The organism is Nocardia sp. NPDC004860 (assembly GCF_040609015.1).
GTDB lineage: Bacteria > Actinomycetota > Actinomycetes > Mycobacteriales > Mycobacteriaceae > Nocardia.
This window is the reverse complement of sequence record NZ_JBEXJI010000004.1, coordinates 295,076-311,876: the sequence shown is the minus strand read 5'-3', so window position 1 is coordinate 311,876 and position 16,801 is coordinate 295,076. Positions and strand designations below refer to the sequence as shown.

17 protein-coding genes are annotated in these 16,801 nt (G+C 69.5%); 6 read left to right on the top strand and 11 right to left on the bottom strand.

Translation table 11 applies throughout. From position 1 onward, the window contains the following. The first annotated feature begins 210 nt into the window (after positions 1-210). Entirely contained in the window at positions 211-1,182 is a 972-nt protein-coding gene (locus ABZV44_RS11765) for a LysR substrate-binding domain-containing protein (RefSeq protein WP_354834908.1), read from the top strand. Positions 1,183-1,204: 22 nt separating this feature from the next. On the opposite strand, the gene ABZV44_RS11760 is transcribed toward ABZV44_RS11765, so the two are convergent. Both ABZV44_RS11760 and ABZV44_RS11755 read right to left on the bottom strand, forming a co-directional pair. Beyond that, positions 1,205-1,969: a tyrosine-protein phosphatase gene (locus ABZV44_RS11760; protein ID WP_354834906.1), complete on the bottom strand. Its 765-nt coding sequence runs from the start codon at positions 1,967-1,969 to the stop codon at positions 1,205-1,207. 7 nt (positions 1,970-1,976) lie between these two features. After that, positions 1,977-4,157, bottom strand: coding sequence for a pyruvate, phosphate dikinase (locus ABZV44_RS11755; protein ID WP_354834904.1), 2,181 nt, complete (start codon positions 4,155-4,157; stop codon positions 1,977-1,979). A gap of 398 nt (positions 4,158-4,555) precedes the next feature. Here ABZV44_RS11755 and ABZV44_RS11750 point away from each other — a divergent pair, with 398 nt between their 5' ends. Continuing rightward, positions 4,556-6,166, top strand: a complete 1,611-nt coding sequence (locus tag ABZV44_RS11750) for a FadD3 family acyl-CoA ligase (protein WP_354834902.1) — start codon at positions 4,556-4,558, stop codon at positions 6,164-6,166. Positions 6,167-6,188: 22 nt separating this feature from the next. Here the strand turns inward: ABZV44_RS11750 and ABZV44_RS11745 are convergent, their stop codons facing one another. The 7 genes from ABZV44_RS11745 to ABZV44_RS11715 form a co-directional block, all read right to left on the bottom strand. Beyond that, positions 6,189-6,791 (bottom strand): Dabb family protein, encoded by a 603-nt coding sequence (locus tag ABZV44_RS11745; protein WP_354834900.1) that lies wholly within the window; start codon positions 6,789-6,791, stop codon positions 6,189-6,191. Beyond that, complete coding sequence (locus tag ABZV44_RS11740; RefSeq protein ID WP_354834898.1) at positions 6,788-7,114, bottom strand: hypothetical protein; 327 nt, start codon at positions 7,112-7,114, stop codon at positions 6,788-6,790. Before ABZV44_RS11740 ends, ABZV44_RS11745 begins: the two co-directional genes overlap by 4 nt. After that, positions 7,111-8,013, bottom strand: coding sequence for an LLM class F420-dependent oxidoreductase (locus ABZV44_RS11735; RefSeq protein ID WP_354834896.1), 903 nt, complete (start codon positions 8,011-8,013; stop codon positions 7,111-7,113). Before ABZV44_RS11735 ends, ABZV44_RS11740 begins: the two co-directional genes overlap by 4 nt. Before the next feature lie 278 nt (positions 8,014-8,291). Beyond that, positions 8,292-9,107, bottom strand: coding sequence for an SDR family NAD(P)-dependent oxidoreductase (locus ABZV44_RS11730; RefSeq protein WP_354834894.1), 816 nt, complete (start codon positions 9,105-9,107; stop codon positions 8,292-8,294). 29 nt (positions 9,108-9,136) lie between these two features. After that, a complete protein-coding gene (locus ABZV44_RS11725) occupies positions 9,137-9,868 on the bottom strand; it encodes a glucose 1-dehydrogenase (RefSeq protein WP_354834892.1) in 732 nt (243 codons plus the stop codon). Between the two features lies 1 nt (position 9,869). Then, on the bottom strand, positions 9,870-11,549 hold the full coding sequence (gene kstD, locus ABZV44_RS11720) for a 3-oxosteroid 1-dehydrogenase (protein WP_354834890.1): 1,680 nt from the start codon (positions 11,547-11,549) through the stop codon (positions 9,870-9,872). Between the two features lie 12 nt (positions 11,550-11,561). After that, entirely contained in the window at positions 11,562-12,326 is a 765-nt protein-coding gene (locus ABZV44_RS11715) for a glucose 1-dehydrogenase (RefSeq protein WP_354834887.1), read from the bottom strand. A 167-nt stretch (positions 12,327-12,493) separates the two neighbouring features. On the opposite strand from ABZV44_RS11715, the gene ABZV44_RS11710 reads away from it, so the two are divergent. From ABZV44_RS11710 to ABZV44_RS11695, 4 genes are all read left to right on the top strand, one after another. Beyond that, positions 12,494-13,621 carry an LLM class flavin-dependent oxidoreductase gene (locus tag ABZV44_RS11710; RefSeq protein ID WP_354834884.1) on the top strand — a complete coding sequence of 376 codons (1,128 nt, stop codon included), beginning with the start codon at positions 12,494-12,496 and terminating at the stop codon, positions 13,619-13,621. Positions 13,622-13,657: 36 nt separating this feature from the next. Beyond that, the gene (locus tag ABZV44_RS11705; protein ID WP_354834881.1) at positions 13,658-14,413 is read left to right on the top strand and encodes a glucose 1-dehydrogenase; all 756 of its coding nucleotides are present in this window, start codon (positions 13,658-13,660) and stop codon (positions 14,411-14,413) included. Positions 14,414-14,439: 26 nt separating this feature from the next. Further along, positions 14,440-15,393 carry an alpha/beta hydrolase gene (locus ABZV44_RS11700; RefSeq protein ID WP_354834878.1) on the top strand — a complete coding sequence of 318 codons (954 nt, stop codon included), beginning with the start codon at positions 14,440-14,442 and terminating at the stop codon, positions 15,391-15,393. Between the two features lie 73 nt (positions 15,394-15,466). Then, positions 15,467-15,919, top strand: coding sequence for a DUF4189 domain-containing protein (locus ABZV44_RS11695; RefSeq protein WP_354834875.1), 453 nt, complete (start codon positions 15,467-15,469; stop codon positions 15,917-15,919). A 16-nt stretch (positions 15,920-15,935) separates the two neighbouring features. Here ABZV44_RS11695 and ABZV44_RS11690 read toward each other — a convergent pair whose 3' ends face one another. Both ABZV44_RS11690 and ABZV44_RS11685 read right to left on the bottom strand, forming a co-directional pair. Further along, positions 15,936-16,304, bottom strand: a complete 369-nt coding sequence (locus ABZV44_RS11690) for a DUF5313 family protein (RefSeq protein WP_354834872.1) — start codon at positions 16,302-16,304, stop codon at positions 15,936-15,938. Then, positions 16,301-16,786: a MarR family transcriptional regulator gene (locus ABZV44_RS11685; RefSeq protein ID WP_354835332.1), complete on the bottom strand. Its 486-nt coding sequence runs from the start codon at positions 16,784-16,786 to the stop codon at positions 16,301-16,303. Before ABZV44_RS11685 ends, ABZV44_RS11690 begins: the two co-directional genes overlap by 4 nt. Positions 16,787-16,801: the final 15 nt, after the last annotated feature.

Genomic DNA, 16,801 nt, shown 5'->3' with positions numbered 1-16,801 from the left:
GCTCATGAGGCAATGCCATTCGAGAGTACGGCGTGGACGGGGCCGCCGGAATGGGAAATTGCGGTCTTCTCGAGCAACGGCCGCCCGGCGTCGCACCACGCGGCGACCTCACGCCCGATACGCCACCAGCCCCCCGCTCGAGAGCACGAGTGTTCGTGATCATCGACTCGGAATCGGAATGGCGGAGTTCATAGTTCTAGGCTATCGACTGTGCAGTTGCAGCAGTTGTCGTATTTCCTGGCTGTGGCGCAGGCCAGGCATTTCACCAGGGCGGCCGATGCGCTGGGGGTCGCGCAGCCGTCGTTGTCGAAGCAGATTCGGACGCTGGAGAGCGAGCTCGGGGCTTCGCTGTTCAGCCGGGCGCGGGGGAATATCACGCTGACTCCGGCGGGTGAGGCGTTGTTGCCGTTGGCTACCCGGATTCTGGCGGATGTGGATACTGCGCGGCTGGAGGTGCAGGAGCTTGCGGGGCTGCGGCGGGGGCGGGTTCGGCTCGGGGCGACGCCGTCGCTGTGTTCGGGACTGCTGGCCGATGCGCTGCGGCGGTATCACGACGCGTATCCGGGGATCAGGCTGCTGGTGGAGGAGGGTGGGTCCCGCGATCTGGTGCGGCAATTGACCAGGGGCGCACTCGATTCGGCGCTGGTGATCCTGCCGCTGGGCGAGGACACCCCGCTGGCCACCACACCGATCCTGCGCGAGGATCTGGTGGTCACCGCCAGGGTCGACGACAGTTCGCTGCCCCAGCGTCCGCACCTGCGGATCACGGACCTGCGGGATCGGCCGCTGGTGATGTTCCGGCCCGGCTATGACCTGAGGGAGGCGACGATCGGGGCCTGCCGGGAGGCGGGGTTCGAACCCCGCTTCGCGGTCGAGGGCGGCGAGATGGATGCCGTGCTGCGGTTCGTGGAGGTGGGGCTCGGGATCGCGGTCGTCCCGTCCACGGTGCTGGCCGGACGGCCTGGGCTGCGCGGGATTCCGCTGTCGGGCGACGGCGGCCGCGAGTCCCGCGGACTGCACCGGACGGTCGCGCTCGCCCATCGCAAGGACGTCACACCCACGCACGCCGCCGGGGCGTTCCGGGCGACGCTGGAGAGTTTCGTCCGGGAGGCTGCCGCGAGCGGCGGCCTCCCGGCGGGGGTCCGGTCGCTGCTGCCGCAGGCTGGAACGACCGCGACCTGAGGTAGCGACCGGGACCCGAGGCCTAGGCGACGACCAGGACCTCGCGGAGCCGCTGGAGTTCGGACTCCGAAAGTCCGTTGGCGAGTAGCCAGTTGGCGGCCCCGCCGTGCTCGGCATGCAGGTTCCTCACGAAGCCGAGCATGACCTCCGGGGAGACGGCCAGGATGCCCGTATTGGTCTGCGGCAGGCCCTCGTAGGACGGGAGCGCGTCGAGTCGGTCGCGGACCTTCTGGATGCGCTCGTTGGTGAGGGCGTAGTCGTGGGCGATCGCCTCGGCGGGGACCCCGACCGCGTCCAACAGGACCGCGGCGAGCACGCCGGTGCGGTCTTTGCCTGCGGCGCAATGGAACAGCACCGAGTGGCGGTCCGGATCGACGATGAGGCGAACCGCCTCGACGATGTGCTCGCCACTGCCGCCGAGCAGTTGACCGTACAGCTCGGTCAGGTCGACGCGGGTCTTGTCGGGGACCAGATCCCGTGCGGCCAGCGAGGATTGCGGCGACTTGCGGATCGGCAGGTTGGCGATGCGCAGACCGGAGTCGGCGATCAGCCCGTAGCCCTCGCGCTCCACCTCGTCGGGCAGGCGCAGGTCGATGACCGTGCGCAGGCCCAGCTTCTCGACCAGGTGCGACAGATCGTCGCAGGTGGCCTGCTGCAGCGTGGAGGAGCGCAGCACGATGCCGAAACGTGTGGTGCCGCCGCCGGTTACGGGGAGCCCGCCCAGGTCGCGCACATTGTCGATCTGGGCGAAGTCGATCCAGCGGGAGGGCATGGAATCAGTGGTCACGACGGGCTCAGTGGGCACGGCCGGCCGCCGCCTCTTCCGCGCGGGTCAGGCCGCACAGGCCGATCAGGTCTTCGTGCAGCTCGAACCAGACGGTGTGGTAGCTGTCCATGATGGGCCGGGCCACGTAGGTGTGGTCGCCCTCGGCGATGCGCTCGACGGCGCGGTCGAGGCGGTCCAGGTAGCGGGACAGGCGCGGGGCGAGCCCGCCCAGGCGGCCGATGAGCGGGCGCAGGCGCTGGTGAGTCTCGTTGAGCCGGCCCAGCACCGAGGCGTCGTACTCGGCGTCGGCGTGATCGTTGACCGTGGCCGGGTCCTTCATCTGCCAGTCTGTGATGATGACCTTGAGGTCGCCGTTGAAGACGCAGAACTCGTCGTAGGCGGCGGTCATGGCGGCCGCGTCGACGGTCGCGCGCTCCTCGGCCAGCAGTTGCTCCAGACGTGGGCGGCCCTCGGGGGTGATACGGAAGCCGGCCGGGGTGGTGGCGCAGTAGCCCGCGGTCACCAAACCTTCACAGCAGGAGGCGATCTCGGCGGTGTCGGCGAACAGGCTGGCGGCCAGATTGTCGGCGTTCACCCGGCCCTTGATGCCGACCAGCCGCAGCACGGCCAGCTCGGTGACGGGAGCGTTCACGAAATCCCCTTCCTGCTCGGCGTTCTCGGTGGCGGCCTCGGCGTCTTCCGCTGCGACAGAGCGGTTTTCGAGCCGGTCGGCAAGCTGCTCGCCGGTCACGCCCGCCCACTGGGCGAGCTGACGCACATCGTCGAGGACGGCCTGCTCGACCGGCTTGGCGACGACCTCGCCGGGCAGCACCAGCCCGGCCCCGCCGTCGACGGTGACGGACCTGCCGGTCAGCGCGGCGACCACGCCGGGCCCGCAGCCGACCACGCACGGCCGGCCGAGTTCCCGGCTGACCAGCGCGGCATGCGAAGTGGTGCCGCCCAATTCGGTGACGATGGCCCGCGCGGCGATCATGCCGTGCAGATCGTCGGGGCTGGTGGTGGGGCGCACCAGGATGACGTCCTCGCCCGCCTCGGCGCGCGCCTCGGCTTCGTCGGGATCGGTCACGACGACGCCGGAAGCCAGTCCGGGACAGGCGGATTCGCCGCGGGCGAGGGGCTCCTGACCGCCGGTGTCGCCGGAGGCGGGGCGCAGCACCTCGCGCACCTGGTCGGCGGTGACCCGGTCCAGGGCCTCGTCGGCGCTGATCAGCCCCTCCTCGACCATGGCGACCGCGGTGCGCACCGCGGCCCGCGCGGAGCGCTTGGCCGGACGCGACTGCAGCAGCCACAGCGTGCCGGCTTCGACGGTGAACTCCACGTCCTGCAGATCGCGGCCGTCGTGCTCGAGCAGCTGGGCGGCGGCGATCAGCCGCTCGTGCACCGCGGGCTGGGTGGCGGCCAGCTCGTCGAGCGGGCGGGGGGTCAGGCGGCCGGACACCACGTCCTCGCCCTGCCCGCCGACCAGCCACTCGCCGTAGACGGGACCGTCGCCGGTATTGGGGTTGCGGCTGAAAAGCACACCGGTGCCGGACAATTCGTCGAGGTTGCCGAACACCATGGCCTGCACGGTGACCGCGGTGCCCAGGGTGTCGGGCACGCCGCGGTTGGCGCGATAGGTCTTGGCGCGCGCGGAATCCCAGGACCGGAACACGGCCTCGATCGCACCGCGCAGCTGGTCCCACGGATCGGCCGGGACCGCGCCGTTCGCGTCGCCGAGCACGGTCTCGCGGTACTGGTGCACGAAGCGCTGCCGGGTGTCCTGCGCGTAGGTCGGATTGCTGGTCTCCACGGCCAGCGCCTGCTGCACCGCGTCGGTCATGCCGAGGTTCAGGACGGTGTCCATCATGCCGGGCATGGAGATGGCCGCACCCGAGCGCACCGACACCAGCAGCGGGCGCTCCGCCGACCCGAAGCGACGGCCGGTGCCGCGCTCGATCATGGCGATGCCGTCGAGCACCTGGGCCCAGATCTCATCGGCGATGGCGCCGCGCCGTGTGTAGTCGGCCCAGCCGTCGGTGGTGATGACGAACGCGGGCGGCACCGGCAGACCGAGGGCCCGCATGTGGTCGATGCTCCACGCCTTGCCGCCGATCTTCTCTCGCGACAGTCCGCACGCGCCGTCGAGTTCGACAACGGTCGCGCCCGCCGCAAGGTCCAGACGCTGCGCAAGCTCCGTTCCGGCCGTCATGTCACTCCTTCGAGGTCCTGGATTCATTCGCACTCCAGCGCTCCGCCGCTGTTCGAGCGGCCTGCCGGGCAATATCCATCCCGTCCCCCTACGGGACCACTTCAACGAGCGTGCCGGGTGAGCGCGCCCACACCCAACTCCCATCCCGATCAGCGGAATGAAAGCACCGACACTCACACCCGGCCCGTTGCCCAACGCGACAACTGATCTCGCGCCGACCGGGGTAGTCCCCGGGGACCCCCAAAATCGGTGGCGCTCCCGACCGCCGGCACGCGTGCGAAACCGGTGACGGCTCCCAAACCGTGCGCTGAAGTCTCGGGGAGGCGGAACAGCCCGGTCAGCGGGATGGCGCGTCGAAAATGGGCTACGCGGACTGCGGGTTGGGGCAGGATGGGCGGATGGATCGGCGGCACTCGGGCGGCAGTTCCGCGGCCGGGCCCGTGACGACCATTCCGGCACTGGTGGCGGACCGGGCGCGGCGCTATCCGGAGGCGGTGGCCATTGCCGGGCCGGCGGGGCGGCTGACGTTCGCCGAACTCGCCGACGATGTCGCCACGGTGACCCGGGCTGCCATGGCGTCGGGGCTCGAACCCGGTGACCGGGTGGGCATGTGGGCCCCCAACAGCGTGCGCTGGATTGTGACCGCGCTCGGAATGCTCGGTGCGGGAGCGACTCTGGTGCCGATCGGCACCCGGCTGCGCGGCGCGGAGACCGCGGAGGTGCTGGCCCGCAGCCACGTCAAGGCGGTGTGCACGGTCCAGGAGTTCCTGGGCGCGAACTATCCGGCCATGCTGGCCGAATCCGGCCGTCCCCTACCGGATCTGGAACATGTCATCCTGCTCGACGACGCCCGCGGCGAGAACGCGGCCGACTGGGACGTCAGCTCCTGGGCGGGATTTCTGGCCCCCGGCACCGTGATCGAGCCGGAGTCCGCGGTCGAGCGCACCGCCCGGGTGGATCCGGAGTCGGTGTCCGACATCCTGTTCACCTCCGGCACCACCGGCGCGCCCAAGGGCGTGCTCGCCACGCACCGGCAGACCCTGGAGGTACTCGCGCAGTGGGCCGACGCGGTGACGCTGCGCCCGCGCGACCGGTATCTGCTGGTGAACCCGTTCTCGCACACCTTCGGGTACAAGGCCGGCATCCTGGCCTGCCTGCTGCGCACCGCCACCATGGTCCCGATGGAGCGCTTCGACGCCGCCCGGGCGCTGCAGCTCATCGAGAGCGAGCGAATCACCGTGCTGGCCGGGCCGCCAACGCTTTTCACCGACCTGCTGGCCGCCGAGCACGATCACTACCTGCTGGGCTCGCTGCGCCTGGCCGGGACCGGCGGCGCGACCATCCCCACCGAACTGGTGCGGCGCATTCGCGAGGATCTGCGCGTCCCCTACGTCTTCACCGCGTACGGCCTCACCGAATCCATCGGCGTCGTCTCCATCTGCCCGCCCGACGCTCCGACCGAACTCGTCGCGGGCACCGTCGGAAAGACGCTGTCCGGCAGTGAGATCCGCATCCTCGACCGCGACGGCACACCGGTGGCGCCGGGCGAACCCGGCGAGATCACCGTCAAGGGCCCGAATGTCATGCTCGGCTACCTCGACGACCCCGAGGCCACCGCCGCCGCCATCGACGCGGACGGCTACCTGCACACCGGCGATGTCGGCACCCTCGACCACGACGGCTACCTGCGCATCACCGACCGGCTCAAGGACATGTTCATCGTCGGCGGCTTCAATGCCTACCCGGCCGAGATCGAGCGAGTCCTGCTGCAGCACCCGGATATTCGCGACGTGGCGGTGATCGGCATCCCCGACGAGCGGCTCGGTGAGGTCGGCCGCGCCGTCGTGGTGCCCGCCGACGGGGCCGCGACCGATTCGGCCACCCTCATCGCGTGGTCGCGCTCGCGCCTGGCCGGCTACAAGGTGCCGCGGGAGATCGTCTTCGTCGACGACCTCCCGCGCAATGCCGGCGGCAAGGTGCTCAAACAGCAGCTGCGCGATCCCAGCTGATCAGTTCGGCAGCACCGCTCGCTCAGTTCCCCAGCACCGGGCCGTCGGCCCAGCGGTACAGGTGCGCGATCGCCGGTTCCACGATGGAATCCGGGATCTCGCCGTCGAACCAGCGATCCACATGCGTCCAGTGGTAGGGATGCAGCAGGTAGTCGCCATTGAGCCCGTCCGGGTCGGCGAACTCCTGCTCCCACACATGGGTCCAGCGGCCGTGGCCCGGCACCCGGCTCAGCGACCAGGACCGGATGGCCGAGATGTGCGCGGGCATGGCCATCAGGTCGGATTCGAAGCGCGCCACCGTATCCGGAGCCGTGCCGGACCGCACCGTGAGCAGCAGGGTGCGCTTGATGCGGCGGGCAGCGTCCAGCCGCACCACGCGGGCGTTCACCGGGGCCAGTGGCACCACATCGGCGGTAGCGGGCAGAACGGGCAGGACGGTCGCGGGCGCCGAGTCGGCGGCCAGATCCCAGACCGCGCCGAGTCCGCCCGTGCTGCCGGGCAGATCGACACCGGCCGAGCAGTGCGTGACCCCGGGGGTCGCGGTCGCCGCCGTGGCCTGCGCGGCGAGCTGCCCGTCCGCGTCGTCTCCCGCGGGCGGGACGGTGAGAATCACCCAGCGGCTCATGACAGTTCCTCCTGTACCGCCAGGACGTGCCGCTCCCGCGTCAGCGCGACGGCGTCGGTGTCCGACCAGAAGGCCGAGACGGCGGGATCGGCGGCGGCCGCGCCCCGCATGCCGTAGAAGTCGTAGATGCCGGGCAGTTCCCAGATGATCTGCACGGCAACCGAATCCGCGCCGGTGTGCGCGTGCAGTACCTGGGGCGAACGCAGTCCGCGGGCGGCGGCCCCCGGCAGATAGTCGCTGCGCCAGCGGGTCAGCCAGTCCTCCGCACGGTCGGCGGGCAGGACGATGCGGTCGACAACGCGGACAGCCGTCGCGGGATTCACAGCTTCGCCTCCACTTCGTTGCGATACCGATCCACGTAGGCCGCAAGGTTTTCCACGCCATTGAGCAGGGACTCCGGGCCGAACATGGGCGGGGTGAGCACGACGCGGCTCGCGCCCGCCGTGACGTAGGGGCGCACGTAGCCCGGGTCGAACTCGCGCGTGAAATCGAAGGAGCCCGGCCAGATGGTCATCTCGACCGCGTCCTCGGCACGTCCTGCCTCCCGCGACAACTCACGAATCCGGTCCGCGCCGCGCGCGAAATCCTCCGACGAGATGGTGTACGGGAACCAGCCGTCCCCGACCCGGGCCGCGCGCCGCACCGCCGGAGCGCTGTTGCCGCCCAGCACGATCGGGATCGACCGTTCGGGCTGCGGCAGGCAGAACTGCTTCCCGAACGACACGTGCTTGCCCTGATAGGTGGCCGGGGACTCCGTCCACAGCGCCCGCATGGCCCCGATGCAGTCGTCCAGGCGTCCGCCGCGATCCTCGAACGGCACCCCGATCGCCGCGTATTCCTCTTTCTGCCATCCGATTCCGAGCCCGAGCAGCAACCGCCCGCCCGACTGCCGATCGAGGGTGGCGGCCCGCTTGGCCAGCACCACCGGGCTGTGCAGCGGCGCCACCACCATGGCGGTGCCCAGCTTCAGGGTGCTCGACGCCGCCGCCACGAACGCCAGCGTCTCCAGCGGATCCGTCATCGGCACCCCGAGATCCCCGCCCGGCATCCGTCCGTCGGGCGAATACGGGTACAGCGGCTCGTAATCCTGTGCCACCACAACGTGTTCCACGGTCCAGATCGAATCCAGCCCGCATTCCTCCGCCGCCGCCGCGAACTCCCGCAGAAATCCGCCCGAGGTCACCAGACCCTCGAGATATGGCATGAGCATGCCGATGCGCATCGGCCGCCTCCGTCCTTCCGGGTACGACCCGCCACTGGGCCACCCCCCGATCGTGGCGTGTTAGCGGGGTCACAAATCGCCCCGGTCCCGGTCACCGAGATCAGCGAAATCCCATGTCACAGCGGTAGTTTCACGCAACGACAGCTGGCCCCGCACCGTACGGTGCAGGGCTGACGCGGGCGCGGCTGGACAAGCGGGACCGCCAGGGCACCACTCACCACCCCTCGGTCCGTGTCCCGGTGCCGAACGCACCGGGACACGGGAGCTCCGAGAGTGGGTCAGATTTCCTTGCGCATCTGGGCGGTGAGGGGCTTCATGTAGCCCGAGCCGAGCAGGCGGCGCATGATGTTCATGGCCTTGGCGTCCTTGCCGATCAGGATGAGCGGCTTGTTCTTCCGGATGCCGTTGACGATGGTCTTGGCGCAGTCCTCGGGGCTGGTCTGGGCCAAGCGGTCGAAGTTGGCGGCCAGGTCGTCGCGGTCGCGGGTGGCGGCGGCGCGGGCCTTCCAGGCGATCTCGGTCTTGATCATGCCGGGGTGGATGCTGGAGACGCCCACGTTGTAGCCGGCGATGATCATCTCCTGGCGCAGTGCGTCGCTGATGGCGTGCATGGCGTACTTGGAGGAGCTGTAGCCGCCCTGGCTGGGGCAGGCCACCAGGCCGAACATGCTGGAGACATTGGCGATGTGCCCGTCACCGGAGGCGATCACGTGCGGCAGGAACGCCTTCACGCCGTGCAGGGTGCCCCAGTAGTTGATGCCGAAGATCCACTCCAGGTCTTCCCAGGAGACTTCCTCGATATTGGCGGTCAGCGAGACGCCCGCATTGTTGACGACGACATTGACCTTGCCGAAATCCGCGACCACCTCGTCGGCGTGCGCGTACACGGCCGCCCGATCGGTCACGTCGAGCTTGTAGGCGCGGGCCTTGGCGCCCTCCTTCTCGCACAGCGCCACGGTCTCCGCGACATTGTCGAGATTGCGCCCGGACAGCGCCAGCTGCGCGCCGCTCCGGGCCAGCTCCAGGGCCAGCGCCCGGCCGATGCCCGCTCCCGCACCGGTGATTACGGCGACTTTGCCGTGGAAGTCCTTCATGGGTGTTTCCTTGTCTCGCAGCGGAGTTGTTACTGGGTGGTGAAGCCGCCGTCGGCGATGAATTCCGCGCCGGTGCTGTAGGAGGAGTCGTCGGAGATGAGGAACAGCACCATATTGGCGAGTTCCTCGGGGGTGGCCGGGCGGGCGATGGGCTGATTGGCCGCGATGTTCGCCGACCGCTCGGAGGCCGCGACCATCTCGGTCGCCACGATGCCCGGGTGCACGGAGTTGACGCGGACATTGTCGGCCGCGAATTCCTGTGCGGCCGTTTTGGTCATGCCGCGCACGGCCCACTTGGAGGCCACGTAACCCAGGATGTTGGAGTAACCGATGAGCCCGCCGGTCGAGGAGATGTTCACGATGGAACCCACCCCGGCCCGGCGCATGGACCCGATCACGGCCTTCATGCCCAGGAACACGCCGACCTGGTTGACGTCGATCACCTTGCGGTAGTCGGCCTCCGAGAGCTTCTCGATCGGGTCGACGTGCACGATGCCCGCATTGTTGACCAGGCCCGAGACCGGGCCGAACGCGGCCTCGGTCTGCGCGACCACGTCGTTCCAGGCCGCCTCGTCGGTCACGTCGAGCGGAAAGAACCGTGCGGCGTCACCGATTTCGGCCGCGACGGCCTCGCCTGCCTCGGTGAGCACGTCGGTGATCACCACCCGCGCGCCCTCGGCCGCGAGCTTGCGGGCGAAGGCCGCGCCCATGCCGCGCGCACCGCCGGTGACGACGACGACCTTCGAATCAACCCGTCCCATGTCAGTTCTCCTGTGCCGCTTCGTATTCCGCTTCGGCCATATGGTTGGCCGCGATGTAGCCGAACACCATGGCGGGTCCGATGGTGGCGCCCGCGCCGGCGTAGTCGTTACCCATGACGGCGGCGGAGTTGTTGCCCGCCGCGTACAGGCCGTGGATGACCTCGCCCTGGTCGTTCAGCACACGGGCGTGCTCGTCGGTGACCAGGCCGCCCTTGGTACCCAGGTCGCCCGGCACCATCTCGACCGCGTAGAACGGGCCGCGCTCGAGCGGAGCCAGGGTCGGGTTGGGCTTGACGGTCGGGTCGCCGTAGTAGCGGTCGTAGGCCGAGTCGCCGCGCAGGAAGTCCTCGTCGCGGCCCTTGCGGGCGAAAACGTTGAAGCGCTCGACGGTGGCCGCCAGCTTGTTCGCCGGAATGCCCAGCTTGTCCGCCAGCTCGGCCAGGGTGTCGGCCTGCTTGATGATTCCCGCGTCGAAGTACTTCTGGGGCAGCGGCCGCTTGGGGAAGTTGCCCAGGAACAGGTACCGGTCGCGGAAGTTCTGGTCGAAGATGAAGTGCGCCGGAATGCTGCCCGGCACCTTCTTCTCCTCCTCGTACATGGTGTGCACGACATTCACGTACGGCGCGGACTCGTTGACGAAGCGCTCACCCTTGGCATTGACCACGATGGCGCCCGGCTGCGAGCGCTCGGCCAGCATGAAGAACGGCGGGCCCTCGGGGTTGCGCACGGACGGACCCCACCAGGCGTCGTCCATGAGATCCACTGCGGCGCCGGCCTTCTGGCCCGCCACGATGCCCTCGCCGACATTCTCGGTCGCGCCGACGGTCCAGCCGGTGTTCTGCGGCCCGTCGATGTACTGCTTGCGCATCTCCAGGTTGTGCTCGAAGCCGCCCGCGGCCAGCACTACGCCGCGGCGCGCCTTGATGGTGACCGGACGGCCCTCGTGCTCGGCCCGAATGCCGACCACGGCGTCGCCCTCGACGATCAGGTCGGTGAGCGGCGTGTTCAGCCACACCGGCACGCCCGCGTCGCGCAGCGACAGCCACAGCCGGGCCGCGAGGGCCTTGCCCAGGCTGAGCGGCTTGGCGCCCTTGATCAGGTTGAGCGCGGTCTGCGCGCCGACCTTCATGGCGGTCTTCTTGCCGGTCCAGGTGCGCGCGATCATGTTCAGGTCGTGGAAGTCCTTGACCGTGATGGCGATGCCCTTGGGCGCGGACATGGTCGGCTGGTTGATCTTGTGCAGATCCCCGCCGAGCAGGCGGCCGTCGATCGGCTTGGGCTCGATGCTGCGGCCCTGCGCCAGACCGCCCGGGAACTCCGGGTGGTAGTCGGAGTAGCCGCGGTCGTAGGCGAAGTCCCAGTGCTTGGAGCGGGCGCCGATGTAGCGGAACATCTCCGGGCCCTGCTCCAGGAACGCGCGCTGCTTGGCCTCCGGAACCCGGTCGCCGACAACGGCCTTCAGGTAGGTACGGGCCAGCTCCGGGCTGTCCGGCACGCCCGCGGCCTGCAGCACCGGGTTGTTGGGCACCCAGATGCCGCCGCCGGAGCGCGCGGTGGAGCCGCCGAACAGGCGGCTCTTCTCGATGAGGGTCACCGACAGGCCCCGGTAGGCGGCGGTCAGCGCGGCGGTCATGCCCGCCGCGCCGGAACCCACCACAACGACGTCGAATTCGAATTCCATGAATCTCGTTCCTTAATAGCCGCAGCTGGTCAGCATGCCGCCGTCGACGACGAATTCGCCTCCGGTGCAATAGCTCGAGGCGTCCGAGGCCAGGAACAACGCCACCTCGGACACCTCGACCGGCTGACCCCAGCGCGGAATGGGCAATTCGGAGAAGAAGGTGTTGCCGTCCACCCCGGACGCGCCCGCGACGGACGCGGTCATGGGGGTGGCGATGCCGCCGGGATGAATCGAGTTCACCCGGATACCCGAGTGCCCCAGTTCCCGGGCGGCGGACTTGGTGAGCCCGCGCAGCGCGAATTTGCTCGCGCTGTAGGCGGAGAGACCGGCCGCACCGACGAAGCCCTCGACCGAGGAGACGTTCACGATGGACCCGCCGCCGGCGGTGGTGAGCGCGGGCGCGGCCGTCTTGATGCCGAGGAAAGCGCCGGTGACGTTGATGTTCATGATGGTGTTGAACTCGTCCAGGCTCATCTCCACGATGCGCTTGAACCGCAGGATGCCGGCATTGTTGATCAGCACATCCAGCTTGCCGAACGTGGTGGTGGCCGCGGAAACCGCTGCCTGCCAGTCGCTTTCGCTGGTGATGTCGTGGTGCACGTAGTGGACGGCGGCGCCCAGCTCGGCGGCCAGCGCCTTGCCCTCGTCGTCCAGCACGTCACCGAACACGACCTTGGCGCCCTCGGCCACGAAGCGGCGCACGTGCTCCGCCCCCATGCCCCGGGCGCCACCCGTCACCAGCGCCACCTTGCCGTCCAGCTGTCCCACCGATTCCATCCCTTCCTCTGCTCGTCAACCGACGCTAAGTCCCGATGCGGAACCCCGGCACGATGTGGTCCCGGCCACTGAGACAGACCCATGACCTGAGGCTATGGGTGCAGTTGTATTCCGGTTAGGCATAAGCGCCCGGACGGGTGAGGCAGCGTCGCGGCAAGGAGCCCCGGATGAAGTTCTCGATGATCTTCGAAGCGCAGATGACCGACCCCACCGCCGCGCACGAGGCCCAGGTGCTGCGCGATTGCGTCGAGCAGGCCGTGCTCGCGGATCAGGTCGGCTTCGACGCGGTGTGGGCCGTCGAGCATCACGGGCTCAAGTGGTACGCGCACATGAGCGCGCCGGAGATCTTCTTGACCTGGGTGGCCGCCAAGACCTCGCGGGTGCGCATCGGGCACGGCGTGGTGTGCATGCCGTTCGGCTTCAATCATCCGGTACGCACCGCTGAACGCGCGGCCATGCTCGACGTGCTCTCCGGCGGCCGCCTGAACCTGGGCGCAGGCCGCGGCGCGACCGCCGTCGAAACCTCCATGTGCGGAGTCGATCCCGACCGCACCTATCAGGAGGTCGAGGAATCACTGCGCATGATCGCGGCCGCCTGGCAGGACCCTGAGGGCGAATTCGAGTACCACGGCGAGCTTTTGGACATCGACCCCCACCACCTGCTGCCGCGCCCGGTGCAGCGCCCGCATCCGCCGCTGTTCATGGCCTGCACCAAGAAGGACACCCTGAAACTGGCCGCCGAGTACGGAATCGGCGCGCTGGTCCTGGGTTTCGCGGGCATCGAGGAGATCGCCGAGCTGCGCGGCATCTACGACGAGGCCGTCGCGGCCCGCACCGGCGAACGCTTCGTCTCCACCGTGGTCAACGATCATTTCGCGGCGCTGTGCCCGACCATCGTCCTCGACGATCGGGAGAAGGCGCAGCAGATCGGCGCGCGCGGCCAGCGCTTCTTCGCCCAGTCCATCAAGTACTACTACGGCGCGGGCCCGGTCCCGGACGAGGCCGTGGATCCGGCCGTCGACGAGATCGCCAAGATGAAGCAGGTCGCCGACGAACACGTCGCCTACCTGCACGAGGCCAAGATCCCGGTGAAGACGGGATCCACCGCCATCTTCAATACCGAGCACGCCTACGGCACCGCCGACGACGCCATCGCCTACGTCGAGCGGCTGCAGGCGGCCGGGGCCGACGAGATCCTGTGCCTGATCCAGATGGGCACCGTGCCCCAGGACGCATGCCTGGAAACCATCCGTCAGTGGGGCGAGAAGGTCATCCCTCACTTCCGTGACCGATAGACGACCGACAAGTAGATGACACAGAAAGAAGTCGAAATGGCTGATCTGACAGGCAAAGTCGCCCTGATCACCGGCGCCGCCCGCGGCCAGGGCGCGGCCGAGGCGCGACTGTTCGTGGAGCGCGGCGCCAAGGTGGTCATCACCGACGTGCTCGAGACCGAGGGCAAGGAGCTCGCCGAATCCCTCGGCGACGCCGCACGTTTCGTGCGCCACGATGTCACCGACGCCGAGAGCTGGGACGCCGCCGTCAAGGTCGCCGTCGACACCTTCGGCAAGCTGGACGTGCTGGTGAACAATGCGGCCATCTACATCATGAAGCCGCTCACCGAGACCACCGCCGAAGAGCTGGAACGCATCCTGAAGGTCAACCTGATCGGCGCGTTCCACGGCATCAAGGCCGTGCTGCCCGCCATGACCGCGGCCGGCGGCGGCTCCATCGTGAACATCTCCTCGCAGGCCGGGCTCGAGGGCCTGATGAACCACAGCGCCTACGGCTCCTCCAAGTGGGGCCTGCGCGGCCTGTCCAAGATCGCCGCCCTGGAGCTGGGCCCGGCCCAGATCCGGGTCAACTCGGTGCATCCCGGCCCGATCGCCACCCCGATGGTGCCCTACCTGACCACCGGCCCCGGCAGCTTCCCGACCCTGCCGCTGGAGCGCACCGGCCTGCCCGAGGAGGTCGCCGAACTGGTCGCCTTCCTCGCCTCCGACGCCTCCGCCTACGTCACCGGCGCCGAGGTGACCGTCGACGGCGGACTCGCCGCGGGCAAGTTCATCCCGCGGAACATGCAGTAAGACAGCGCGATCCAGGAAGGCCCGCAATGACCCTGTCCCCCGAATGGCAGACCTTCGTCGACGCCGCCACCGCGGCGTTCCCGGCGCTGGGCACCGAGGTGCTCGACGCCGCCGAAGCGCGGGCCTTCCTGGCCGCCCGCCCCGCCGCCGCCGTCGAACCGATTCCCGTTGCGGGAGTGGAGGAATGGCTGGTGCCGGGGCCCGAGAACGCGCCGGAGGTGCCGGTGCGCCTGTACCGGCCGCTGGACGCCGAACCCGTTCCGGCCGTGGTGGTCTTCTACCACGGCGGCGGATTCGTGCTGTGCAGCCTGGACTCCCACGACCGGTTCTGCCGCACCATGGCCAACGAGGCCGGGGTCATCGTGGTCTCGGTCGACTACCGCCGCGCCCCGGAGGCCCGCTTCCCGGCCGCGGCCGACGACGCCTACGCCGTCCTGCGCTGGGTCGCCGACCACGCCGAATCGCTGGGCGGGGATCCCGATCGCATCGCGGTGGCCGGGGACAGCGCGGGCGGCAACCTCGCCACCGTCGCCGCCATCACCGCGCGCGACAACGGCGGTCCCGACATCGCCTTCCAGTTGCTCATGTACCCGCTGCTGGACCCGAACTGCGACCGACCGTCGCACACCGAGAACGCCGAGGGCTACTTCACCACCGCGGCCCACATTCGGTGGTACTGGGAGCAATACCTGTTCTCGGACACCGACAAGTCCGACCCCTACGCCAATCCCACCGTCGCGGACCTGACCGGACTCCCGCCCGCCCATATCGCCACCGCCGAATTCGATCCGCTGCGCGACGAGGGCGAGGCCTACGGGCGGCGGCTGCGCGAGGCGGGCGTCGAGACCGAGATCCACCGCTGGAACGGCACCGTGCACGGGTTCATGTCGATGGCCTTCCATCTGCGAGAAACCCAGCGCGCCAATGCGACCGCGTTCGGCGCGCTACGCCGGGCGCTGGCCCGCACACCCGTCGTCTGAAATTCCCCGTGGGTTCACGGGCGGACCGGTTAGCATCACCTGCGTTCACACATCGGAAACGTCAGGAATTCTCTTGCCGGTCGCACGCCTCATCCCCTCGGCGACGAATCATGCCCGATTCGCCACGGGGGCAGCCGCTCTCACCGCGGCCATCACCCTCACCGCGACCCTGGCGGGATCCGCCGGGGCCGCACCCCAGTCCTTCGGCACGCTGGCGCTGTCCCGGCTGAAGAACGCCGCGGTCGCCGACATCGGCACCACCAAGGTGACCGCCGACGCCGCCGCGATCCGCGACTGCGCCAACTACGACTGCGAGATCGTGCTCCGCTTCACCGGCGGCTGCGGCGCGGTCGCCCAGGGCGCGGACGGCACCTGGGGCTGGGCCCAGGGCGCGAGCCTCGACGAGGCCGAACAGAACGCCGTGAACGGCCTCGGCCAGAGCGCTCCCCCGTTCCCCGACCTGGGCAGCGCGCAGCCCCGCGCCGCCCACGTCGTTGCGAGCACCTGCACCGAAAGCGGGCAGTAGCACCGGCCCTCGGGGCTCAGTGCGGGTACTGGGCCTCGTAGGCCGCGCGTTCGGCGGCCCGGCGGGCCGCCCGCGCCGGATTCTCCAGGTCCTCGGGGAAACCGTGCTTCACCAGGCGGTGCGCCCGGTTCATCGGCATGTAGGCCACGATGTAGAACAGCGCCAGCAGCAGGCCCAGCAGAATCACCGCCAGCTTCAGCCACAGCTCACCCGGCAGCAGGAATGCCAGCGCGAACACCGGGACCAGCGGCACCAGCTGCCGCACGAGGTGCCGCGGCACCGCCCAGGGGCCGGTGAGGTCGTTGCGCACCCACTCGTGCAGATCCTCGGGCAGCACGCGCCCGCACGAGTAGCCGAGCCACTGAACAGGGTTGGGGCGCTTCATTTCCGGTTTCCCTTCGTCGATCCGGCCTGCTCGCCATCCGCCAAGACCGACCGCCGCGCCGCGGCGTTGACCCGATTCAGCACCTCGCGCAGCTCCTCGAGATCCGCCAGGCTCACGCCCAACCGCGCCACCACCGCCGGCGGAATCCGCTCCGCCTCCCTGCGCAATTCGCGCCCGGCGTCGGTGAGATCCACGACCAGATTGCGCTCGTCGTGACTGTCGCGCCGGCGAGTGATGAGCCCGGCCGTCTCCAGCCGCTTCAGCAGCGGCGAGAGCGTCGGCGAGTCGAGTTGGATGGCCTCGCCGATGTCCTTGACCGACATCGGCGCCTCACCCCACAGGGCCAGCATCACCAGATACTGCGGATGTGTCAGGCCCATGGGCTCGAGCAGCGGCCGGTACACCGCCAGCACCGCCCGATTGGCCACCGCCAGCGCGAAGCACACCTGCCGGTCCAGCCGCAGCGGGTCCTCGACCTCCAACTCCACCGCTCAACC